The sequence below is a fragment of the Paraburkholderia xenovorans LB400 genome, from assembly GCF_000013645.1.
GTDB lineage: Bacteria > Pseudomonadota > Gammaproteobacteria > Burkholderiales > Burkholderiaceae > Paraburkholderia > Paraburkholderia xenovorans.
This window is the reverse complement of record NC_007952.1, coordinates 3,177,360-3,201,704: the sequence shown is the minus strand read 5'-3', so window position 1 is coordinate 3,201,704 and position 24,345 is coordinate 3,177,360. Positions and strand designations below refer to the sequence as shown.

The 24,345-nt window shown below is 60.9% G+C and carries 10 protein-coding genes and 5 pseudogenes; 8 read left to right on the top strand and 7 right to left on the bottom strand.

Translation table 11 applies throughout. From position 1 onward, the window contains the following. Positions 1–31: 31 nt before the first annotated feature. Positions 32–5,455 (top strand): annotated as a pseudogene (locus BXE_RS48315) (beta strand repeat-containing protein); the annotation flags it as partial. A gap of 18 nt (positions 5,456–5,473) precedes the next feature. Here BXE_RS48315 and BXE_RS44835 read toward each other — a convergent pair. Continuing rightward, positions 5,474–6,679 (bottom strand): IS110 family transposase, encoded by a 1,206-nt coding sequence (locus BXE_RS44835; protein ID WP_038456767.1) that lies wholly within the window; start codon positions 6,677–6,679, stop codon positions 5,474–5,476. A 155-nt stretch (positions 6,680–6,834) separates the two neighbouring features. Here BXE_RS44835 and BXE_RS36020 point away from each other — a divergent pair. The 4 genes and pseudogenes from BXE_RS36020 to BXE_RS44820 form a co-directional block, all read left to right on the top strand. Next, positions 6,835–13,443 (top strand): annotated as a pseudogene (locus BXE_RS36020) (beta strand repeat-containing protein); the annotation flags it as partial. Next, entirely contained in the window at positions 13,440–13,793 is a 354-nt protein-coding gene (locus tag BXE_RS44830; protein WP_011493050.1) for an immunity 8 family protein, read from the top strand. The pseudogene BXE_RS36020 and the gene BXE_RS44830, both read left to right, overlap by 4 nt. 66 nt (positions 13,794–13,859) lie before the next feature. Continuing rightward, positions 13,860–14,126 carry a hypothetical protein gene (locus BXE_RS44825; protein WP_011493049.1) on the top strand — a complete coding sequence of 89 codons (267 nt, stop codon included), beginning with the start codon at positions 13,860–13,862 and terminating at the stop codon, positions 14,124–14,126. 10 nt (positions 14,127–14,136) lie between these two features. After that, a complete protein-coding gene (locus tag BXE_RS44820) occupies positions 14,137–14,472 on the top strand; it encodes a DUF2489 domain-containing protein (RefSeq protein WP_011493048.1) in 336 nt (111 codons plus the stop codon). A gap of 600 nt (positions 14,473–15,072) precedes the next feature. On the opposite strand, the pseudogene tnpC reads toward BXE_RS44820, so the two are convergent. Both tnpC and BXE_RS44815 read right to left on the bottom strand, forming a co-directional pair. After that, a pseudogene (gene tnpC / locus BXE_RS36010) lies at positions 15,073–16,671 on the bottom strand (IS66 family transposase). Between the two features lie 10 nt (positions 16,672–16,681). Continuing rightward, positions 16,682–16,891: pseudogene (locus tag BXE_RS44815) on the bottom strand (ATP-binding protein); the annotation flags it as partial. 294 nt (positions 16,892–17,185) lie between these two features. Between BXE_RS44815 and BXE_RS46750 the strand changes: the two are divergent. From BXE_RS46750 to BXE_RS35995, 3 genes are all read left to right on the top strand, one after another. Beyond that, the gene (locus BXE_RS46750) at positions 17,186–17,353 is read left to right on the top strand and encodes a hypothetical protein (protein WP_011493047.1); all 168 of its coding nucleotides are present in this window, start codon (positions 17,186–17,188) and stop codon (positions 17,351–17,353) included. After that, the gene (locus tag BXE_RS36000; protein ID WP_011493046.1) at positions 17,334–19,391 is read left to right on the top strand and encodes a recombinase family protein; all 2,058 of its coding nucleotides are present in this window, start codon (positions 17,334–17,336) and stop codon (positions 19,389–19,391) included. Before BXE_RS46750 ends, BXE_RS36000 begins: the two co-directional genes overlap by 20 nt. Positions 19,392–19,881: 490 nt before the next feature. Beyond that, the gene (locus tag BXE_RS35995; protein WP_011493045.1) at positions 19,882–20,736 is read left to right on the top strand and encodes a helix-turn-helix transcriptional regulator; all 855 of its coding nucleotides are present in this window, start codon (positions 19,882–19,884) and stop codon (positions 20,734–20,736) included. A 218-nt stretch (positions 20,737–20,954) separates the two neighbouring features. On the opposite strand, the pseudogene BXE_RS35990 reads toward BXE_RS35995, so the two are convergent. The 4 genes and pseudogenes from BXE_RS35990 to BXE_RS35975 all read right to left on the bottom strand — a co-directional run. Continuing rightward, a pseudogene (locus BXE_RS35990) lies at positions 20,955–21,293 on the bottom strand (DNA/RNA non-specific endonuclease); the annotation flags it as partial. 299 nt (positions 21,294–21,592) lie between these two features. Then, positions 21,593–21,952, bottom strand: a complete 360-nt coding sequence (locus tag BXE_RS35985; RefSeq protein ID WP_011493044.1) for a DUF3564 domain-containing protein — start codon at positions 21,950–21,952, stop codon at positions 21,593–21,595. A gap of 102 nt (positions 21,953–22,054) precedes the next feature. Further along, positions 22,055–23,767: an acid phosphatase gene (locus tag BXE_RS35980; protein ID WP_011493043.1), complete on the bottom strand. Its 1,713-nt coding sequence runs from the start codon at positions 23,765–23,767 to the stop codon at positions 22,055–22,057. A gap of 99 nt (positions 23,768–23,866) precedes the next feature. Further along, the gene (locus BXE_RS35975) at positions 23,867–24,154 is read right to left on the bottom strand and encodes a hypothetical protein (protein WP_011493042.1); all 288 of its coding nucleotides are present in this window, start codon (positions 24,152–24,154) and stop codon (positions 23,867–23,869) included. Positions 24,155–24,345: the final 191 nt, after the last annotated feature.

Genomic DNA, 24,345 nt, shown 5'->3' with positions numbered 1-24,345 from the left:
AGAAAACGTAGAAGAAAACGAGAGCTTCATCATGAAAGCGTCCACGCGTACCGCCTTACGACAACTCGAACAAAGCCGCCTGGTGCGGGGCGACATGCCTGACCGGACCGCTCAGTCGTCACGACTGCGCTGGTTCGCCAGCATGCCGTCGCGCAGCTATTGCTGGTGGCAGCGTGCGGTGTCCGCGCTGGTCGCGGTGACGCTCTTCGCGGGACCGCTTTCGGTGACCTTCGAGCAGAGTCGCGATGCGGCTGACGTGCTCGCTGCGGGTAACCGGCGCCTCGACGACGAGGCGTGGCAGCGGATCATCGATCTGGCTGCGGTGCGCGTGCGCTTCGCCATGCAGGAAGCGCAGGCGACGCCGATGGTCGACCCCACCGCGCCGATCTCGTTTCAGCCCAAAATCACGCAATCCACCGGAGCCGGTGGCGGGGTTCCGGTTGTCAACATCACGGCACCGAACGCGGCCGGCATCTCGCTCAATCAATATCAGAGCTTTAACATTGACCCGGTTGGCCTGATCCTCAACAACAGTCTGATGTCGGGCACGTCGCTCACAGGCGGCAATGTGCAGGCCAACCCGAACCTGAGCGGCCGCACGGCGAGCGTGATCGTCAACCAGGTGACGTCGACCGGGACGGCCTACGCCAGCCTGCTGAATGGACCACTGGAAGTATTCGGCGCACCCGCGACCGTCATCATCGTCAATCCGAACGGGATTGCCACACAGGGCACCGGTTTTACCAATACGATCGGCGTCACGCTTTCCACGGGCACGCCGCAGTTTCTGACCGGGGTCGGCGGCACGCCCACCAGTTTTGACAGTGCGCAGGCGATTGGTTACAACGTCACGGGTGGACACATCCAGATCGAGGGTAATGCCGGAGTCAACGGACCTGGCTCGGGCATCGAAGGTACGGTCGGCACGATTGATCTGATTGCCGAAACTATTGGCGTCAATGCACCGCTGTATGCCGGGACGCGTATCAATGCGATAGCGGGCGACCAGTTTGTATCGCCGTCCGCCGTGGACGCGACGGGCACCACTTACACGACCGCGGCAAACGGATCGGCCAATACGGCTGCTGCAATTAACGCGGCGAATGGAAATGCCAACAACGGCCTCGCTATCGACGCCACCGCCTATGGGGCAATGACGGCTGGCCAGATCCAGGTGATCGGCACGGCCGCCGGCATGGGCGTGCGCACCGATGCGCAACTCGCGGCGAATGCGGGTGACCTGTCGTTATCGGTGAATGGCGACGTCACGATGGCGGGTAGCGCGGCGCAGCAGCAGGCGAGCGTGACATCGAGCGGCAATGTTTCGCTGACCGGCACGCACATCGGCGTCGGTGGCTACGCGATCAGTGCAAACGGCGACGTGACATCCACCGGTTCGATCCAGTCCGGCAACACGCTCTCGATCAATGCGGGGGGCAATATCAATGTTGCGAACACGCAATCGAACGGCGACACGACACTCGTCGCGGGTGCAAACGCTACCACGGGCGATACGCAGAGCGGGGGCGCACTGTCGGTGACGGCGCAGGGTAAGGACGGGACCGGCGACATCACCTTGAATGGCACGTCTGTCATCACGGGCGCCACGACCCTCGTGGCCGCGCAGGACACCAACATCAACGGCCAGACCAGCAGCGGGACGCTGCAGGCAACGGCCCAGCGCAACGTCAACGTCAACGCGGCGGTACAGACCTCCGGCGATCTGGCGCTGAGCGCGACGAACGGCAACCTCACGACCAGTGCCAACGTGAACAGCGCCGGGAATCTGGCGCTTAACTCGGGACAGACCACCACGATCGCCGGGCAGGCCACTGGGCAGAATGCGGTCACGCTTACGGCGGGGCAGGGCGCCTCGGTGACGGGCTCGCTCGCCAGCGGCATGACGTTGACCGCCAGCACGCCTGGTGCATTCAGCGTAACAGGTTCGTTGCTCGTGGGCACGAACGCGACCATCGGCAGCGGCAGCCTCGATGTTCCGGGGGTGCTGATCGTGCAGAACAACGGCACGGTCACCGCCCAGGGCGATATTACCGGTAGCGGTTCGATGGCGTTCGGACAGAATGGCACGTTGACGAGCGGTCAGGATGTCAACGTCACCGGCAAACTGCTCGCTAACGGCTTGCAGGTGAGCGCCGCCAACAGCGTCACGCTGAACGGCGTGCAGGCGGGTGGCGCGTTCACGGTCACCGCGAATGGCGCGTCGGGCAATGGCGACGTCACGTTCAACGGCAATGCGGCAGCCGTGGGCGTGACAACCGCGCAGGCCGCAGGCGATGTGGTGGTGAACGGGACGCTGGCGGGCGGTGCCCAGGTTGCATTGACTGGCCAGGGCAACGTGACGGTGGCGGCAGCCGGGACGGTACAGTCCGTGGGCAATGCCTTGCTCACGGCGAACACAGGCAGCGTGAATTCGACCGGCACGGTCAACAGCGCAGGTACGCTCGTCGCGCAGGCGGCGCAAAACGTCTCGCTGACAGGTGCGACGAGCGTAACCGGCGATACGACGCTCACAGCCGGCAGTGACGTAACGACCGGCGGCACGTTTGCCGGCCAGGGCAACGGAACGATCACGGCCGGGCAGGACGTGAACCTTGGTGGCACCAATGGTTTCACGAAGGATGTCACGGTCACGGCGGGGAATAACGTCAACGTGCCTGGGGCATTGCAGGGCAACAACGTCACGCTTAATGCCGGCAATTCCGCGACGTTAGGCAACGTGCAGGCGAATTCCGCACTGGCGGTCACGGCGAACGGTAGCGGCGGCACCAATGGCAACGGTGGCGCTATCACGGTGAATGGCTCCGTGACGTCGCAGACCGGTAGCACTCTGAATGCGGGCGGTTCAGTCAGCGTTGCGGCGACCGGCACGCTTGGCACCTCGGCGACGATGAGCGTCACCGCCGCAGGCAATACGACGAACGCCGGCACGATCGTGTCGAACGGCAACATGAACCTCGCGAATACCGCGGGGTCGCTGACCAGTAGCGGCACCATCGAGTCCGGTACGGATCTCAACATCAACGCTGCCCAGTCGATCGACCTGGGTAGCAACAGCACGACCGCCCTCGGTAATCTTACGCTGACTGCCGGGCAGAACATCACGATGAACGGCTCGATAGTGAGTCAGGGCAACGGCACGCTCAACGCCGGCGGCACCATCGGTGGCGTCGGTGCGCTCGCCTTCGGCAACGCCGCGACCCTGACCTCGGGCCGCGATACGGATCTGACCGGATCGTTGCGCGGCGCCACGATCCAGACGGGCGCAGGTGGCTCCGGCACGTTTGCCGACGTACAGGCCGGCTCCACGATCGCGCTGACCGCCAGCAACGATGTCAACCTGACGGGCACGCTGGCTGGTGGTTCTACCGTGGCGCTCACGGCGGGGCAAGACGTCAATGTCAGCGGTACGCTGCAGTCGTCCAGCGATACCAACCTGACGGCGTTGTACGGCAGCGTTGGCGTGACCGGTTCCGTGAACAGCAATGGCGCGCTGAACGTTCTGGCAGGTACGGACATCAATCTCGGCGGCACGACCACGGTAGCGCTGGATACGACGTTGCAGAGCGCGCGCGACGTAAACGTCACCGGTTCGCTGAGTGGTCAGGGTAACGGATTCGTCACGGCTGGCCGGAACATTGGCGGAGCCGGGTCGCTTGCGTTTGCTCAATCGGCCGTGTTGAATGCGGCTGGTGCGATTTCGCAAGGCGGCCTGATTCAAGGCCAGAACGTGCAGGTCTCGGCTGTCGGGAACGTGGCCGTCAATAACATCGAGTCGACGTCGACGCTCGCTCTGTCTGCCGGGACAGGTGGCAGCGGCAGTCTGACGGTCAACGGCGCGGCGGCCGCGGCTAGTGCGATCACGGCAACGGCAAACGGCGACGTGACCGTAGCGAGTGCCGGCAAGCTGGCGGCCGGTACCACGGTCGGCGTGACGGCACTGAACGACATCAACGTTGCGGGCGCGATCGAGTCGAATGGCGATGCTGTGCTGAATGCGCAGCAAGGCAGTCTGAATGCGACAGGAGGCATCAATAGCGGCGCTGAGCTGACCATTACGACCGGACTGGATCTGTCGCTCGGCGCCAGCACCAGCGCGGTGGGTGACGTGACGCTCAATGCCGGACGCAACGCAATCCTGAACGGTACGCTGGTGGGTCAGGGGAACGGCTACATTAGCGCCGGGCAAGACGTCACCGGACCGGGTACCCAGGCGTTCACCAATGCAGCAGTCCTTGGCGCCCAAGGGGATATCGCGCTGACCGGATCGCTGCAGGCCAATTCCGTGCAGGCGACCGGCGGCGACAACGCAGCGCTGAACAACGTTACGTCGTCCACGACGCTGACACTCACGGCGAACGGCAACGCGGGCAATGGCGATGCGGCCATCACTGGCACGGCGACGGCACCGGGCCTGGTCACGCTCAATGCGGCGCGCGATGTTCTGATCAGCGGGGCGTTGGGTGGCGGCACGACAGTGACGCTCGCCGCACAGCGCAACGCGACGGTGAGCGGCACGGTGCAGGCAGTCGGCGACCTGGACGTGACGGCGACCAATGGCAGCGCTGCACTCACGGGAACCGCGACGACGACCGGCGCGTTGAACGTGACGTCAGGGCTCGATACGCAGCTTGGCGGCCAGATCGCGGTGACGAACAGCCTGACGGTTCAAGCTGGCACTGACGTTGAATTGACTGGTACGGTCGCGGGTCAAGCCGCGGGCTCGCTGACAGCGGGACAGGACATCACGGGCGGCGGTTCTGCCGCGTTTGCGCAAGCCGCGACCTTGAGCGCAGCGAACAACGTTGCGCTGACCGGAGCGCTGCAAGGCTCGGGCATCTCGGTGACTGGCGGTAACAACGCTGGCCTTGGCAGTGCGCAGGCTACGACCGGCAATCTGGACGTGACCGCTAACGGCAACGCAGGCCAGGGCGACGTGACATTCGGCGGCGCGGTCACTGCAATCGGCACGACGACGCTGCAGGCGGCACGCGATGTCAGCGTCGCGGGAGCAATCAACAGCGGTGGCACGGCGAGTATTACCGCGGCACGCAATGCCGCGACTGCCGATGTGAACTCGGCGGGCGATCTGACGATCACCGCGACGAGCGGCAATCTCAGCGCCGGCAACGTGACGACGCAGGGCAATCTGAACGAAAGCGCGGGGCAGGCCCTGAGCGCCTCCGGGCAAACCGAAGCGGGAGGCAATGCGACGCTCGCGTCGGGCGGCGACATGACACTGACGGGTGGAATCGCCGCGCAGAACACGGGAACGCTAACCTCCGGCGGCACATTGACCGCTGGTTCGGTCGCCTTCGGTCAGCAGGCGACCATCAATGCAGACGGCAGCATTAACGTTAGCGGCAGTGTCGCGACCAATGGCAATCTTGCCGCGACGGCGACCGACAGCCTCTCGATGGGTTCGGTGCAGGCGGGGGTGCCCCTATGTGGTTCGTCAAGCGTTAGGGGCGGATTTCGGTTGATAGAAGGCGCCGTCGCGGAGCATCGCGAACAGCACGTCGCAGCGTCGTCTGGCAAGAGCAATGAGCGCCTGATTGTGGCGCTTGCCCTGCTGGACCTTGCGAGCGTAGTAGTCCCTTGAGACCGGGTCCCGCAACGCGGCAAAGGCAGAGAGGAAGAGCGCTCTCTTGAGCACCTTGTTGCCCCGCCTGGATGGATGTTCGCCCCGGATGGACGAACCCGAGCGTCGTGTGACCGGGGCGAGGCCGGCATAGGCGGCAAGATGGGCGGCTGAAGCAAAGGCTTTGTGAGCGACTTCAGTGAGGAGTCTGGCGGCGGTCCTGACGCCGACTCCCGGCATGCTGGTCAGGACCGGCCAAAGAGGGTGTGCGTGCACTAGGCGTTCAACTTCGCTGGCAACCTCGTCGCGTTGTTTGCGCAAAGACGCGAGTTGTTGGGCCAGACGCGGCATGACGATGGTTGCTGCCTGCGTACCGGGTACGATCACAGCCTGTTCGCTGAGCGCCTGAACGATTTCGGTAGCAAGGCTTTTGCCCATGCGAGGTGCAAGTTTGGTGAGGCGGTTGGCGAGTGTTTTCTCGCTGGTCGCGGCAAGCTCGGCGGGCGACGGGTACCGCTCAAGCAGATCGAGCACGGCCGGGTGGTCGAGGCGCGGCCCCAGAACCCGTTCCAGCGCGGGATGAATCTGGGTAAGCAGGCCGCGAATGCGGTTGCTGGTCTGCGTGATCTGTGCGGCGAGATCGTCGTCGAAGCCGCACAGCATGGTGAGTTCGGCGAGTGGTTCGTCAGCCAGTCGAAGTGACCGCAGCGTATGCGGCATTGAGCGAGCGGCTTCAGCAATGATGGCGGCATCGCGGGCATCGGTCTTGGCTTCACCAGCGTGCAGGTCAGCGATGCGGCGCATAGCCAGACCCGGTAGATATGCGACCAGAACACCTTCATCACGGGCGACTGCCACGGGCAACGCGCCGATGGTGGCGGGCTGATCGACGACGAACAGGAGTTGGCCGTGCGTCTTGAGTTCGGTGATGAGGGCGCGCAGCTTGGCCTCATCGTTGGGCAGCGCCTTGTTGTAAAGGCGCTTTCCGGTCCGATCGAGGGCGACGGCGTGATGATGGCCTTTGCCGACATCGACGCCGACGAATACATCGACAGAGCTATGTTGTTGGTTTTCTTGCATCGAAGGCTTTGCAGGTTGAACGGTTTGGCCTGCAACATCGGTGGCAAGTCTCGGCATCCACGTTACGGACGGCCTCAAGATATCCTGGCCGAGCCCCTATTAGCGATCACCAGCCACCCACCAGGCCCGGTGACAACACCCCCCGGATCATGACTGCGACTGGGGGCGGGAATCATGCCGGGCCTGGCTGGCCAAATCCTCCATTATCGAGGAGTGAAGATAGTAACGGGGCGGTTGGGCTGCAGGCGAAAGGACTGGATGGCACAGGCGATGTGAGCGTACAGGGTGCGCTGACGTCGGGTGCTGCGACAAGCCTGTTGGCAGCGCGTGACGCAACGGTGAGCGGGAGTGTCACCAGCGGCGATGCAGTGACGCTAACGGCAGGCCGGAACCTGACGTTGGGCAGCAGCCTGAACGCCAATTCCGACACAGCGTTGACCGCGACGACCGGGAACCTGGGCGTTGCCGGTGCGATTACGACCGTGGGCAATCTGACCGCGAGCGCGGGCGGCACGCTTGGATTGTTGGGCGGCGCACTGGTCAACGGCGACACAACATTGACGTCGACCGGAACGAGCACGCTCACCGGCGATTTCTACGGCCTCGGCTTGGCCACGATCAATGCAGGCGGATCGATTCTCGGTGGCGGCTCGCTGACGTTCGGCAAGGATATCGCCATCACTGCGGGGGCGGGGGTGACGCTCGGCGGCATCCAGGGTGCAGGTCAACTGACTGCAACCTCGGGTGGCGACATGTCGCTTGGAGCGACCACGGTCGTCGGCAATGTGACAGCGACCTCGACGGGCGGCAGCGTTGCGTTCAACGGTGCGTTGGAGTCGGGTGGCAACGTGCAGATCCAGGCGGCGAAGAATGCGACCGTTTCGGGTGGCATTTCGTCGATGGGGACCGTGAACGTCAAGGGGACCAACGGCAATGTGAATGTCGCCGGGGTGTCGTCCAACGGCGACACGACGATGAGCGCCGGGCAGACGCTGACGTTGTCCGGTACGAGCACGGTGGCGGGTGAGTTTGCGTTGTCGGGCGGTAACGTCACCTTGAGTGGGACGCAGGAAGGATCTAAAAATGTGACGGTGTCTGCGCAGGGGACGCTGGATGCGAGTCAGGCGTCGCTTGTGTCCTCGCAGAACATGCAGTTGACCGGGACAAATGTGACGGTGGGCACCGCCATCGTTGGCGGGAATCTGACTGCGCAGGCGTCGAACCAGTTGTCGCTGGTGGCGGGCAATGTCGATGTCGTCGGCGCCGCCTCGCTGATTTCGCAGAACGGACTGACGAATGCCAGTAACGTGCTCTCGGGGGGTGACTTGCTCGTGTCGGCACCGGCTCTGACGAATACAGCGACCGGGTCGCTGGCTTCGACCGCCACGACCACCATTGACGCAACGAACTTCAGCAACGCGGGGATCGTGAACGGCACCACCACGAATATCACCGTCGCGGGTGCGCTGACGAACGTCGGCGGCGCATTGATGGGTCTGAACGCGCTGAACATCAATACCGGTTCGCTGAACAATCAGAACGGCCTGATCTTTGCGGGTGATCCGAACGTCAACAATGGCCCGACGACCGGCAATCTGTCGCTGACGATCAATGGGGGTAACGGATCGCTCAATAACGCCGGCGGGCAACTGCTGGCGCAGGACAATCTTGGCCTCTCCGCAGTCAACATGGCGCTCGATCCTTCGCAGGGGACCATCAGCCAGGGTGGACAGTTATCCATTACGGCGGGTTCGATCAGTGTGGGCGGGACGTGGAATTACGGTGGAGCTGGCGTCACGCTCGACGGGCTCAACGGCATCACGAACTCCGGGACTATCACCGGCACGACACCGCTGACGATGTCGACGGGCGGCACCTTCACGAACTACGGACAGGTATCCGGCAGCGACGTGACGTTCAACGGGACGCTTTATAACGTCGCGAACGCGGTACTGGGCGCGAGTGACGCGCTTACGATCAACGGCAACGTGACCAATCGCGGGACCGTGCAGGCGGGCAATGCGTTGACGGTGACGGGCGGGACTTACGACAACCAGGGCGCGGCGACGCAATCGCAGGGCAATATTGCGTTCAACCTGAGTGGAACGTTGCTGAACACGGGCGGGTCGATCGTTGCCGGGAACAACATCAGTATCAACGCGGCGTCGGTGGTGAATGATCAGGCGGCGCCGAGCGGCGCGACGACTACGACGACCTCGATCGTCGACTCAGCTTTTCTGTGGACCATCAATATCGGGACCGAAACCAATACTGAGGAGGGAAGAGGGGGCGTCGGCGGTGACGGCGTCGCGATTGTCTCGACTTTTGATTTAACGTTGGGGGACCTTTTGGCGCCGACGGGTTTGGCAACGAACCAGAAGCCCACGGGTGGGAATTGCACAAACAGTGGTTTTTGTGCTTTTACGACGTCTCAACCGGTTGCCGGTTCGGGGAGCGTCACCTTTAACGAATACAGCGTACAGGTGGGAACGGACGACGATGGCGGTGCGGTGATGCAGGATCTCTGGTTTGTCGGTACTGCGCCCGATCCGCATGCTTTGGCTTCGCGTACTTTTACGCTACCGGAAGTCGAGCAGACGACAGTGAGTGAGACGCCGGGTACTTCGGGTGTCATCTCTGCTGGCGGATCGATTTCGCTGACAGCGGGCTCGCTCTCAAATCAGGGCGGCCAGATTGCTGCGCAAGGCAATGTGTCGCTGAATGTGCAGTCGTTGAGCAATGGATCAGTCGCCTCGAACATTACCAACCCAGCCACGCTGAGCGTGAACGAGGCAGAGCTCTCCGCTTTCCTTTCGCAACTGCAATCCATCGGGGTTGTCTCGGTTCAGGGTTCGTACGATGGAGGCCAATACGCCAACTACGTTCCATGGACAACGTTCAGCCTCAACGCAGGACTTGCGCAGACGCTTTCGGGCACGACAACGACCTCCATGCCCACCGGTATGGTGGCGGCCGGCACTAACCTCACGATAGATGGTGGAAATCTCGTTAACGCCGGCCTGCTCTATGCCGGCAACAACGTGGTCATTGGGGCGCAGTCGCTTCAGAACCAGGGCGGGAATTCACAAAACTTTTCGACGCAGGTTGGCTGCGCCTCCGGCGTACCTGATGCCGACTGCGGCACATACAACGGCCATACGGGTGGCGGCCCGACCACCACGACATTCAGCTATAGCCAGAGCGACGCGACCATCTACGCCGGCAACGACCTGGTCATTGCTGCAGGACAGATCAACAACACCTACGGCAACCTGCTGGCCGGACACGACATCGTGATTGGCGGTGTGGGTACGACAGCCACGTCGACGACGCCGGCCCAGAGTCTGAACAATACGTCGGGCAATATTGTCGCCGGCAACGACATCAACCTCAACGTCTCGGGCGCGATTACGAACAACCTGCCGCCGTCGGTGCCGGTTTACCAGAACTTTGGCAGCGTTCAGCAATATAGCGGCTGCATGACCGCCGGCGGCTACAAGGAAAGCTACTGCGGAGCGTACGTCGACCAGCAGTCCGGTAGTTCGTCAGTCATCAGTGCGGGTAATAACCTGCAGATCAACGCAGGTAGCCTTACCAATATCGGAAGCCTGATTTCGGCGGGCACAAGCGCGACGATCAATGTTGCGGGTCCGGTGGTGAACGAGGCGCAGACGCTTAATGCCTACTGGCATTCCGAGTGGGTGCAGGAAACGGGGGACTTCAGCTCCGACATCCGGCACAACACATGGGCCTGCGGTTCGGTTGCAGAATGTACGGCGCTCTATGGCACCGCCTATACGAGCGTCGGCGGCACGATCGACCCGCCTACACCGGTCGGCAACGTCGCGGCGACCATCGAAGCACCGAATCTGTCGATCAGCTCGGGCGGCGAGATCCAGAATGTGGGGAACGTGCTCGGCACGTCGGTGTCGCTGACCGGACAGCATCTCATCAATGGCATCACGACGGCCAACACCTATACGCCGCTGGTCAGTGCGCCGTCGCAGGTCATCTCGCTCAGTCCGCTGAACATGCCGGGGCTGAACATCTCGGTTCCGGGTTCGATCGGCACCGGACAGTTGCCGACGCCCGTGGCCGGGCAGGCGTCGTATCTGGAGCAGACACTGGATTCGCAGAACTCGCTGATCGGCCCGCAGCAGTTGCTCGATGCGTTGCCAGCGAGCCTGCAGCCGAGTTCAACGTTGTTCTACTACAACCCGCAAGAGCAGGCACTCGTGCTGCAGCAGGCGGCGTTGCAGCAAACGGGTGAGTCGAGCTTCGTGAATACGGTTCCTGCCGCGAGCGCGAACGGGATGTCGGCGACAAACCAGCAAACCGCGGCGTTGTACGGGAACGCGGTGGCCTATGCGGAGCAGAACAACATTCAGCTGGGTACGGCGCTGACCCAGACCCAGATCAATGCACTTACGGCTCCGATGCTCTGGTATGTCGAGCAGACGGTACCCGATCCGGATTGCCAGGCGGCCAACATGTCGCTCTGTCCGACCGTCACGGCACTGATGCCGCAGGTGTATCTGCCCGCGAATTCCACGGCGTTGTCGGCTGGTGGAAATATACAGGGGCAGAACGTCACGCTCGATTTCAATCAGGGTGGCGACGGCAGCATTCTGAACACGGGCAGCATCACCGCGTCCGGAACGCTCACGGTCAATACGGATACGCTCACCAATCAGGCGAATCAGGTTAACGTCGGCCAGATCTGGCAATACATCGATAACACCGGGTACGAGGACACCACCGGTACGGCAGTGCAGCCTGGCGGGTTCATGAGCGCGGCGAACATGAGCCTGAACGTGCAGACGCTCAATCAGATCGGTGGGGCGTTGCAGGAGATCAATAGCGACGGCACGGTGAGCGCGGCGGGTACACAACAGTTGCTCGCGCAGTTGCAGCAGCAACTTGGTGGCAATTTCACGCAGACAGCGGAAAGCAACTCACTCAATACGAGCTTCACGGCCGAGGGTGGGTTCGGGGCAATGCAAGTGTTTGCGCTGGTTGCGGCAGTTGTTGCGAGCATTGTGACCTTCGGGGCGGCCAGCGCGGCTATCGGGACTGTGGGCGGGGCCACAGAGGCTGCGTCCGATGCGGCAATTGGCGCTGCCGCAGAAGGTTCGGGAGCGATGGCAACCGCTGCGGCGGAAGCCGGCGGCACGTTGATGGCGGCCACAGCCGGTGCAAGCGCGGGTCTGGCGAATGTTGTGTTGTCCACGGCTATTGCGGGGATGGTGGGTAGCATGACGAGCCAGGTGATCGGCACAGGTTCGGTCAACTGGGAACAGGTGGGCGAGTCGGGGCTGGTTTCCGCGCTGACGGCTGGTTTGACCGACGGCATTACGTTCAATGGGACCAATGGCGTTGGCTTCACGACGGGCGCAACGACCGCAGCAGATCCTTCATTGGCTAGTTTCGCGGGTGTGCAGAATCTCGGCAGTAGCATAGTTCCTCAGGCTGGGCAGTCGATCGCATCCAATTTGCCGGGTGAAGCACTCGCACTTGGTGCTGACGCAACGATCCAAGCTGGGGTACAGAGTGCAATCGAAGGCGGCAGCTTCCTTAATGCCCTGAAAAACGATGCGGTCTCCGATGTCGCGGCGGTCGGCGCATATGCGATCGGCAATGCGCAGCCGGATCTCAACGAGGCGGAATACCTTGCTGCACACGCGGCATTGGGGTGTGCAGCAAGTGCAGCGGAAGGGACTGGATGTGCGGGTGGTGCCATTGGTGGGGCAGCGAGCGCGGCGTTCTCGTCTGATTTGATCCAGACGATGGACCCAAGCGGTGCGCCGTTAACAACAGGTCAGCAAGCAGCACTGGCCGGGTTTGCGACGTTACTCGGTGGTGGCCTCGCCGGTCTTGCAGGGCAGAATGTATCGGGCGGTGCGACGGCAGCACAGAACGAGGCGTTGAATAATGACGCTGGAAGTGCCTCGCATACCGCCTACGCTGCGCAGAATGGGGGACTGGGCAACGCAACGCTCGCCATCGCCTATTCGTTGATGCCGTGGTTGCCAGGTAATCCAGCAACGCAAGTTATTGGCTCGACTGCTTCTTCAACGTTGCAGGGACTGCTGTCGAAGATTCAGGCGAACTTCGGTGGCCAGACGCCACCGTCCGATCCAAGTAACCAGCTATCGGGTGGCAGCAACGGCAATCCCCCGAATACAGGTGCCTCCCCTGTCACGACGGCAGGTACGGAGATCTGTACGCCCGAGGGTTGCGTCATGACGCCGCCGACGGTGGCCCCGGGATCACCTGCCACACCGAGTAATGCGACTCTGTCGAGCGGAAATAGTGGAGGTGGCTCAGGTAGCGCCTCGACGGGTCAAGGGCCAGCCGCAAACACGGCGGCTGTGACATCGGAAGGTGCAGCGAACTCAGCAACCCTCCAGGGTTTGAAAGGGCAACTCCAGAATGAGAATTTGGCCAATATAGCGGCACTGGACCCAAGATTGGCCGCTGCGGTTAGCGGTAGCGGCACGACAAATCTCAACTTCTCTATCGGAACGGGAACAGTTGCTGAGGCGAATGCTTTGGGGCAGAGTTGGGTGGGCGAAGGCGCCACGCTCGTCTCGAATCAAGCTGCCTGCCCTGGTTGTTTGATTAGTGCAGACGGAACTATGATCTATAGACCACCGCAACCGAAATCTTCCCAATATGCAACAACGGGTATTCAAGCAAATTTTGTAAGGCAAACGCCGAGCGGAACGATAATTAGTAACGGTCACTTAAATGTAACGCCATGAAAGCAATTGTGAAATCAATGTGGGTGGATAGTCCGACTATAGAACTGGATAGCTATGTTCCAGACAACGCAGAGAATTTCAGCTTATGGATTGAAGTGAGGGTAGGTCCAGACGATTCGGTTGGCGTGGATGATTATCGCGTCCTAGTATGCACACCCGAATGGCTCCGTCAAAACGTATGGGAGCCACAGTGGGGGCGTCATATGCTGATTGTTCGAGGGTACGATCGAGCAGCCATCGAGACGTGTGTCCGTGACTACATTGCGGGATGTACGGGCGATGAATGGGGCGTCGTGGCGAAGAAAATCGCTCGCAATCTCTCTTGGGAATTCGAGGATTATCAGAATTAAGGTCACGTAGCTGTTGCCACAAACACGGCAGCCGGGGCGGACAGTGCGGCAAATGCTGTCAACGGTTTGAATCTCAACAAGTCGTTGGCAAGCGAGCAACAGCTTTCGCAACTAGAGTCTGGTAACGGCATCGACATCGCTGGTAACGGAACAAATGTCCCGTTGAATGATGTATCTCGTTTGGTGGCGGAATATGGCGGGCAGGCGAGTGATTGGAGTAAGGTGAGCATTTCGAGTTACACGGCATCCGATGGAACTCAGTTCGAAACTCACGCTTATCGAAACGCAGTGACTGGCCAGGTTGTGGAGCCGAAATCGATCCCACTGAAATGAGACCCAACGCATGATGAACGAAAGCGAAAGCTTGATGCGAAGCCAATTGGTGTCACTGGCGCAAGCAATGTTGAATGGAAAGCTACCGTTCCTTGAAGGGGCGGTACAGGTACTCGCTATCAAAAGCCGATTGAGTGGAGTCGCTGATCGAGATTCTGATTTCGATGCCTTTGTTGCCATCCAATCAGAGACAGATCACTTGCCTCTTGAAGCTCAGCGGCCGCTATGGTCTCCGACTGCTCTAGCCGAATTGGAGCCGGAGCTTCGGCGGGCAGAGGAATGGGCAAAATCGTTTGCGCCATCGGCATGTTGGAACCTGATTGCGCGATTCAACACCAGCGGGTAGCACGATGGGCATGCGTCGGGTTCATGGCCCACAGCGGTAAAGATGAGTAATGAACCGGACCCGGCCGAGCGCCGGGTTTGTGCTTTATGGCCTCCACGAGCATCGCGCCACCGTCGTGCGATTTGTGCGATTTGCGGTGGTTGTGTGCGGCACCGGTTGACTAAAAAAGTCTCTTCGAGACTTCGCGACGGAAGTCCTCGTTGCGGTGCATTTCCTTCGAAGTCTGCATTGCGCTCTGTATCCATTCGGTGGCTGTATCCAGCTTTGTGTCCTGCAGCGTGTCGGGTGACGATGGCGTGGAAATCCTCAAGGGGGTACCCTGAGGCGCGTCCGTCAGCGTCAGGTTATTCGACGCCCTTCGCGTCGCCGTCTTTGCAAACGAGGTAGGACCCATACGGTTGGCATCGCGTGATACCGTCAGATTCCATGCCCCAGCGCAAGCGCCCCGGTTGCCGTCAACAACATCACATTACGGTGCGCTCAGCACCATCAGATATGCAAACGCGCATGTCGAATCGTGCTCTGGCACGGGGCGCAATCTCCCGCCTCACCGGTCAAGCGTAACCGTCTGACCGCGACCGTTCTTGACAGCGTGGCGAGTCAGGCGACGTCGTGGTGGAGTTGATCGGCGACGACCCATGGCAACAGTTCGTCGACGCGATTGACAGGGTGCTCGGCGATGCGAGCGATGACGTGGCGCAGGTAGGCCTCGGGATCAAGGCCATTCAGTTTGGCGGTACCGACCAGGGTATAGATTGCGGCGCCACGTTCGCCGCCGCTGTCGGAACCGAAGTGCAGGAAGTTTTTTCGGCCGAGAGCGACGGCACGTAAAGCGCGTTCGGCTGCGTTGTTGTCGATTTCCACGGCACCGTCATCGACGTGCAGCGTGAGCGCTGCTCACTGATTCAGCGCGTAGTTGATGGCTTTGGCGGTATCGCCTTTCTGCGACACCGTACCCAATGTCGAGCGCAGCCAGATCTCGAAGGCGTCGAGTAGCGGACGCGCCTGCTCCTGCCTGACACGTCTTCGTTCGTCTGGTGGTTTGCCGCGAATCGCGGCCTCAATTGCGTACAGTTCGCCGATCCGGCGCAACGCCTCAGTGTTAACCTCGTTCCTCCGTGCGACGAACAGATCGTGGAATTTGCGACGTGCGTGCGCCATGCATGCAGCCTCACGCACATCACCACCTTCGTAGATCGCGTTGTACCCCGCGAACGCATCGGCCTGCAACGTTCCCCTGAAGTCCTTCAGATGGGCCTGTGGATATTCACCAGCTCTTGTGGGACTGTATGCGAACCAGACCGCTGGCGCGTCCTTAGAGCCAGCCGGCCGGTCATCCCGAACGTACGTCCAGAGCCGCGCGGTACGGGTCTTGCCATTGCCGGGTTCGAGCACAGGTACCGGCGTGTCATCCGCGTGAATCTTCGACGCGGCCATCACATACCGGCGAACGACCTCTACGAGTGGCTGGAGCAACGCACTGCACTGGCCGACCCAGTCCGCGAGTGTCGAACGGCTGAGTTCCACGCCGTCGCGCGCATAGATCACTGACTGTCGGTACAGGGGAAGGTGGTCACAGAATTTGGCGACCAGAACATGGGCGAGCAACCCGGGACCGGGCATGCCGCGATCGATTGGCCGATTGGGTGCAGCCGCCTGCACGATGCAGTCGCAACACGTACGGGCCTTCTTGGGTCGGCGGTGACGAATCACTCGCCAATGCCCCGGTACATAGTCGAGTTGCTCGGAAACGTCCTCGCCGAGGTCGCCAAGCGCGCCGCCGCATTGTGGACAGCACGCGTCCTCGGGCTGATGTACAACGTCTTCGCGCGGCAGATGTTCGGGAAGTGGCTTGCGTCCTGTCGGCTTGCCGGTTTCTGGGCGGGGCCTTGTCGGTGCGTCGACCGTCGCCGCGCCATCGTCGGCCTGCAGATCTTCGAGACGCAATTCCAGTTGCTCGATCTGGCGATCAATCTTCTCCGACTTGCGCCCGAACTGCATGCGCTGGAGCTTCGCGATCCACAGCTTCAGGTGATCGATCTCGAGCGCCCGGTCGGAGAGTGTCTTCTGGAGCATCGTTACAGTGTCGCGTAGATCCGTGAGCTCGCCTTCGTGCTCACGTAACGCCGCCTCACGCGCGAGCAGGAGAGCCTTCAAGGCCTCGATATCGTCTGGAAACGTAGCGTCGCTGGATGCCATGCAGGGAGTTTAGGTATCCCATCTCGTCAATGATCAGAAGCTTGTAGGGCTTCGTGATCCGCTTGATAGTTTCCTCTAGCTGGTTACGGCGCAACGCTGTCGTCAATTGCATCAGCAGATCGGTAGCGGTAATGAAGCGCGTGCGAAACCCGGCCTGCGTTGCACGATATCCAGGCGCGACAGCAAGATGGGTTTTACCAACGCCAGTCGAACCCACTACACACTGCCCATCATCGTTGCGATGATGTGATCATCCGCTATCCGTTCCACCCTCGCTGCGGTGAACGGATAACCGTCATCGGGATGAACAATTGCCGGGGCGAGTCGTATCTGACTATCAGGCAGCACGATGGCACTCTGACGCATCTTCCGCCGTGGATGGCGGGCGAGGATGCTGCCCGCATGTCTGTCGTCGTCAAGCCGGAATTGCCTCATGCAGTGCTGATCGAGCTTCTGCGCCTGGTCGACACGGCGTTATCGTGCTTTGCGGCGGTAACACCTGAGGGAGGCAAAGATGCGCAACCAGATGACGAGGCAGAAGGATCTGTTCGAGGAAACTGTGCCGGAGGCGTTAGTATCAGAGGAGATGCAAGCCGAACTGGTGACGCAACTGGCGCTGCTGATGTTCGCGTTGATCGACGTCATCGAAGCGGAGGCGCGTGATGAGCAAGATCGGCGCTGAACACCTTTCCCGTCGTGCATACGTGTACGTCCGTCAGTCAACGCTGGATCAGGTCCACCACAATCGCGAGAGCCAGTTGCGCCAATACGGGCTTGCCGATCGCGCACGCGGACTTGGCTGGCCAGATGCGACGGTTATCGATGACGACCTGGGTCGCTCAGGCTCTGGCAATCATCGTCCCGGATTCGAGCGCCTATTGGTGGCACTGTGCAGCGGCGAAGTGGGTGCCGTATTCTGCATCGAAGCGTCGCGTCTTGCGCGCAATGGTCGTGACTGGCACACGCTTCTGGAATTCTGCCGTCTTGTAGGATGCCTGCTGATTGACGAAGATGGAATTTACGATCCGAGACAGCCTAACGATCGCCTCCTGTTAGGCATGAAGGGCACGCTTTCCGAGATGGAGCTTTCGACGTTTCGCCAACGCTCACAGGCGGCTCTTGATCAGAAAGCCAAACGCGGTGAACTGTTCACGTCGGTGCCAATCGGTTATGTGCGTGCACAAGGAAATCGTATCGAGAAGGATCCTGATACCCGCGTCCGGGAAGCGCTCGATCTGGCGTTCCGGAAGTTTCGCGAGTTTGGTAGCGTCAGGCAGGTCCTCCTATGGATTCGACAGGAATGCATTGAGCTACCCGCGGTGAACTACGGCCTGGACGGTCGCCACATTGTATGGAAGCTTCCCGTCTATAACACCCTTCTGCACATCCTGACGAATCCGATTTATGGCGGCGCATACGCGTTTGGCAAGACCCGGACTATTGCTCGCATTGTGAACGGACGCAAGCGAGTGTTTGCGGGCACCCCCCTTCAGCGCGAGGAATGGCAGGCCTTGATCATCGAGCACCACGCGGGCTACATTAGCTGGGACGAGTACGAGGCGAACCGCAAATTGATTACCAATAACGCGAACATGAAGGGCAGCATGGTCCGCGGCGCTGTCAAGCGCGGGAGCTCGCTCCTGGCGGGACTGCTTCGTTGCGGTCACTGCGGGCGCAAGCTGCACGTTGCGTATTCTGGCACCAAAGGCACCGTCGCGCGGTACAACTGTCAGGGCAGCATGATCAATCATGGTGGCCCTCGCTGCATTTCGTTTGGTGCGGTTCGTGTTGATCAACGCGTTACTGAAGAAGTTTTGCGCCAACTTCAACCGTTAGGTATTCGTGCATCACTCGAGGCCATTGAGCGTGCACGAACAGAGCAGGACGAACGCGTGCGGCACAAGGAGCTGGCGCTTGAACAGGCGCGGTATGAAGCTGCGCGAGCACGTCGGCAATATGATGCGATTGATCCTGAGAACCGGCTGGTTGCGGCGGAACTTGAGCGACGGTGGAATGAAACGCTGAAGACGCAGGTGCAAATACAGACCGAGCTCGACCTCCTGCGCGAACAGTCATCGAGGGCGCTGAGTGCGGGCGCGCGTGATGAACTTCTGCGACTCGGTGAAGACCTGCCCCGGCTATGGCACCACCCGGCCAGTTCGGTCGAGATCAAGAAACGCATTCTTAGGACGGTCGTCAAGGAGATCGTTGCCACAAAGCAGGACGACACGATTCGTGCACTCGTGCATTGGCAAGGAGGCGATCACACCGAGATCGTGTTCGAGAAGAACCACACAGGTGAGCATCGCTGGGCCACCGATGTCGCAACGATAGACATCGTTCGCGCGTTGGCGAGAACGTTGGCAGATCAAGGCGTAGCGGCGGTCATCAATCGACTGGGCAAACGGACGGCGAAGGGCCACACCTGGACCGCTGCGCGAATCTGCACGCTGCGGAAGGACCATCGAATCCCTGCATATCGCGAAGGCGAACGGCAGGAGCGCCACGAACTGACGGTTACAGAAGTAGCCACCCTGCTGGGTATCAGTGCGCCAACCGTCATCCGCCTGATTCGAGTCGGGAGGTTGCCGGCGTCACAGGCTTGTCTGGGTGCGCCATGGATCATCCAGCAGGTGGACGTCGACAATTATCTGGCGCGACGGGCTGCGGACCGTCCGCAATCAGATAACTCAAATCAATTATCCATTGATCTTCAATGACATAGGGAGGTGAGCATTATGTCTCGTGCCCGCTGGGTCCGAGGAGCACGACATTCTCGGCACGCTCCACGAATGCAGCGTGACGTGATTTTCAGAATGACGCGAGGGCTGGTGCCGCTGACAAGCGAAACAGAAATAAGGCATCCTCTCCATTTTTTTTGAAGGGATGGAGATTTGCCTGCAGGCTTCGGCCTGCGGGCGCTTTTCAGCGAGATTTCAGCGCATAGTCGTGGAATCTCATGGGATCTTCGTAGAGTGTGCGATCGCACAACGGGCGGCCGCGATCGGCCATTCATGTGACGGCAGGCCGCTTCCATAAGTATCCCAAAACAGGGATCGCTACACTGACCGCCATCTAATCAGATGGCCTATCATTGCGTGGCTAGGTCGGGAACTGGAAAGTACAACATCTGCGAGCTCGCACCGAGCCAACGGACCGCACCACACTGTATCCAACGGCGGAAACGCAGTTAGGCAGGAGACAATTACGATGTCAGAGCCGCTGAGGATCATTCACGGTGCTTTCGGTCGTGTAGCCCTCTTGCTGCTTGACAGGACTATGGCCGTGCACGCGCACCGTGTCTGCCACGTCGTATTCAAGATTGGAGGCGTCGATATCCTGTTCGGCGTCCGCGAACTCGAGCATTACCTGTCCGATGACAATGTGCTGCTGGTCAACGCATGGGAACCACATTTTTACAACCATAACCGCGACGCCCCATCGACCGTTCTTCTAGCGCTGTATCTAGAACCACAATGGCTTCGAAAGGTAGACACGCGGTTTTCCTGTAGCGCGCATCCGAAATTTTTTTCTCAACCCATTCTAGCTTTGGGAAGCAAGCTGGCGGGATTGAGGGCGGACCTTCTCGATTTGCTCACGGGCCGAGAGTCGACAGGTTCGCGCGTGGTCGAGGATCTGATAGTCCGGACAATTATCGAACTGGCCTGCGTCGGCACTCGTTGGAAGGAGTTGCTCGAGTGCCAGCTAATGGGCAGTTTAGCTTATGACGCGAGAATCCGTCAGTCGCTCGATGAGATGAAGTCCCGCGGCGGAGTAGCGCTGGATTTCGACGAAATTGCCAGCTCGGTCGGCTTGTCTCGTCCGCACTTTTTCCATCTGTTTCGCAAACAGATTGGCATGACGCCTGCGACATTCGGCAGCATGTTGCGAATGGAAGCATCAATCGACAGTCTTGCCGCGACAGACACTGCCATCCATGACATAGCCCGCCACCTCGGATTCGACTCGCCGGGCAATTTCACGCGTTTTTTTCTGTGCCAGCAGGGCGTCACGCCAAGTCAGTACCGGCGAAAAGTGGAATTCACGACGCTCACTTGTAGTTAAACGGAGCCGTCGGAGCCGTCGTCCGTTATGCAACGGTACAACTAGCCGCGACCTCATCAGTTCGACGGGGTATCTCGCCGGCTATCGTGGAAGAAGAACTCAAGCCGATGTCCGGCGCGAGGTGGCCAGCAACTAAGATTGAGTATAGTAGTTGGAGTATAGGTACTCTACCGATCAGCCTGTAGTTATTGACTGAGTATGATTTACGCCGGGTATTGGAGGTGACCGCGATCGAATCCGCTGCGCTTGTAGTCCGCCAGCGTGGCACCTTCGCCGTCCGGCAAGCGGGCGTCTTCAAAGAACTTGTTGGTGCGCACCATATCTTTGGCCGCTTCGATATGGTCGCGCGTGAGATGCTCCGCGGACCACAGCGGACCGTGCGTAATACCCGAATGCAGAACCGCGAAATCGCTATAGCAAAGCATGCGCGTTTTCGGCGCCATCTTCTGATTGCTCAGAACCGGCCATTGCGCATTCGGCGTGAATTGGGTGCAGGAAGGCGCGGCGCTCGCGTGAGCGGCAACGGCTAACAACAGACAGGCAAACCACTTCTTCATGTGTCATTCAGTCGAGGGATGGGGGCGCGCAAGTATAGCGTTGCGAGCCCGTATCGCGCGACGTGAAAAACGCGGAGGAAAAGCACTGGAGGGATGAGCGGATTCGCACAAAAAAAATGGGCCGCTTTGCAGCGACCCTAATGCGTGGAGTTACAACTCTACGTGCGCAAACTTAAGGCGGCCTTAAATTCGCGCGCGAGAACTTCTTGATGCAGAGCGAACGCACGTGCCAAATTGCCGCGCATGAGTGGCCTCTCACGCGCGGCAATTTCGACCGGTAAGAAAATGAGCGCTGAAACCTAATTGCCGAACACGCTGTTTTCGGCGCGGACCGTTTGGCGGTCCACTGCCTGGAGACGCCAGAAGCCGCTGGTGGGCGCGCGCGTCGGCAGGGCTGTCCATGCCGCGGCGCCTTGCGCGGCGCTCACGCGCTGTTTGCGGTCCACGTGCAAGCCACGCAGCGTGCACAGCGGTGCGTCCGTACTCGGCGCACAAAGCATCGTCACGCCGTTGTCGTCGCGCAGTTCGCCCCACGGTGGCAGATCGATCCCTTGATGCGCCTCTCTCGACCACCGATGTTCGTCGGTATCGAGCCATAAGACAGCGTAGTCGTGGCTGACGGTGGGATCCGAACCGTTGATAAGGATGGTCAGTCGCATGGCAGTTCCGTACAAATTGCGAAGTGGTGCTTTATCAGTCTATGCCGCAGCGCGTGTTATGCAAGGCAAAAGCTATGACGATCGGGCACGAAGTCACAACCCTCAGGCCAGATCCAGGGACGCCGTCAAATCCCCCAACGGCGCGAGCCCATTGCTCGCGAATGCGCGATCGCGCGCCACCACGCCGTCGAGCGGCGCGAGGCCATGCACCCGGCTGATCAGTCGAAGAATCGAATTGGTGTCGTACACGGTGTGGTCGACATAACCTTTCTTCGCCAGCGGCGATATGACCAATGCAGGAATCCGCGAACCCGGACCCCAGCGGTCGCCCTTCGGCGGCGAGACCGGATCCCACCAGCCGCCGTTCTCGTCGACGGTCACGATCACGACCGTGTTCGCCCACTGCGGGCCGCGTTGAATATGTTCGATGACCGTCGCGATATGACGGTCGCCTGATTCGACGTTCGCGTAGCCCGCATGCATGTTCAGATCGCCTTGCGGCTTGTAGAACGTGACCGAAGGCAAACGTCCCGCATCGATATCCGCGATCAGACGGTTGGTCGACGCGTCGTTGCCGAGGCCGCCGTCGCGCAGATACCGGCGCCGCGCCGCCGTGCCTGGCGCGTAATTGGCGAAGTAGTTGAACGGCTGGTGGTGATACTGGAAGTCGGGCACCGCGCCGGTATCCTGATGCTCCAATGCGTACTGCCACGCGCCGCTGTACCACGCCCAATCGACACCTTTGTCCGTCAGCCGGTCGCCGATCGTCGCGTAATTCTGCGGCGGCAGCACGCGCGGATTCGACAGGTCCGCAAAGGCCGGATTGCCGCCTTCGGCCGGCCGCACGTTGCTCGGCTGATACGGCGGCGCCATCGTGTTGACGGCATAGCCGTCGGCGGTGAACGCGCCGTCGTTGACGAACTTCGGCGGACCGTCGAGTGCGGAGGCGGGCGAGTCTTCGGCCTGCTTGAGCCGCGTGCCGGCCGGATCGTCGCCTTCAACCACCGACACCATCTTCTTTGCCGGACTGTTCTGAATGTCGGGATAGAACGGCGCCCGCGCCGAGATCAGAAAGATATGATTCAGCCACGAGCCGCCAAAGGCCGCCATGAAAAAGTTGTCGCACAGCGTGTACTGCTGCGCAAGATTCCACAGACGCAGCGTGTCGGCGGAATTACGGTAATGGCCCATCACCAGGCCGCCGGAATCGCCCCACGCGGCGAACTGGTTGTTGCGGCCGGCGTTGATCTGCATCTGGTTCTGATAGAAGCGGTGCACGAGATCGCGCGTGATCACGCCGGTCGGCAGCGGCGCACCCTGCGCGTCGGCGATATGAAACGGGCCGTTGCGTAGATTGACGATGTCTTTCTGGCCGATCATGTAGCGCTTGCCGTCCACTTCCTGCGCTTGCGGCACGAGGCCGCCCCAAATGGCTGGCAAGCGCGGCAGCGGCGTCTTGCCGTCGCGGTCGAGTTGCAGATAGCGCTCGGCGCTCACGGCATCGAGCGGATGTTGAACGCCGGGGAAGTTGCCGTACAGGTTGGCGAAGCTGCGGTTCTCCGCATAGATCACCACGATGTGCCTGACCTGATCGCGCAGCGCGGCGTCGAGGCGCAGGTCGGCGGCGCTGCGCGGCGCGCCGTCGCTTGACAGGCTCTGGTCGGTTTTACAGCCGCTCAGCGCCAGGCCGAGACCGACCGCCGCCAGGCCGGTGAGAATCCGGCGGCGGTCGGGATCGTCGGGCGCGTCAGGGGTGTGGTCGGCGTTGGTGGCGTTGATGGCGTTCGGCGGCAGGTTGGAGTCGTGATCGGTCATCGCTAGGTTTCGACGTGGCTGTGACGGGCGCTCAAGCTCCGCACGGAGCCGCCTATGCGCGGCACCGGTGGCGAATTTGAAGCGGGCGGAAAATGCAGGCTAAGGCAGCCGGCGCTTTACGCGCCAACTGTGATGCGTTGCGTCGACGGCCAGCAGAAGCCAATGCCGGGTGTCGACGGGGTGACGCTTTTGCGTGGCATAGCGGTCCACCATCAATTCGAGTTCGTCGAGCGTTCGCCGATGGCAGGTGGCATTGGCGCCGGAACCGTCGGCGAATTCGACGACGGCCGCCGCCGCCCGTGCCTGCTCGGGCAGGTGTGCGATGCGCACCGCGCAGCCCGGATAAAGGTGCGAGTCGGCAACCTGAATCTGAATGGAATCGGACATGGGTGTGGCCTCCGAACGCTTGAGCGGAGCGAATGCGCGGCAGAGAGGCCAGGCGCAGTGGACCGCTTCAAAGCATAGCACCGCGTTAAATGGCAGCGGTGCGGCAAAAGGCATGGTTAACCACGATCAGGACGCACACGATCAGGAGCCGCACGATCCGCCGTGCCGCGCGGGCTCCACGAGCGTAGAGG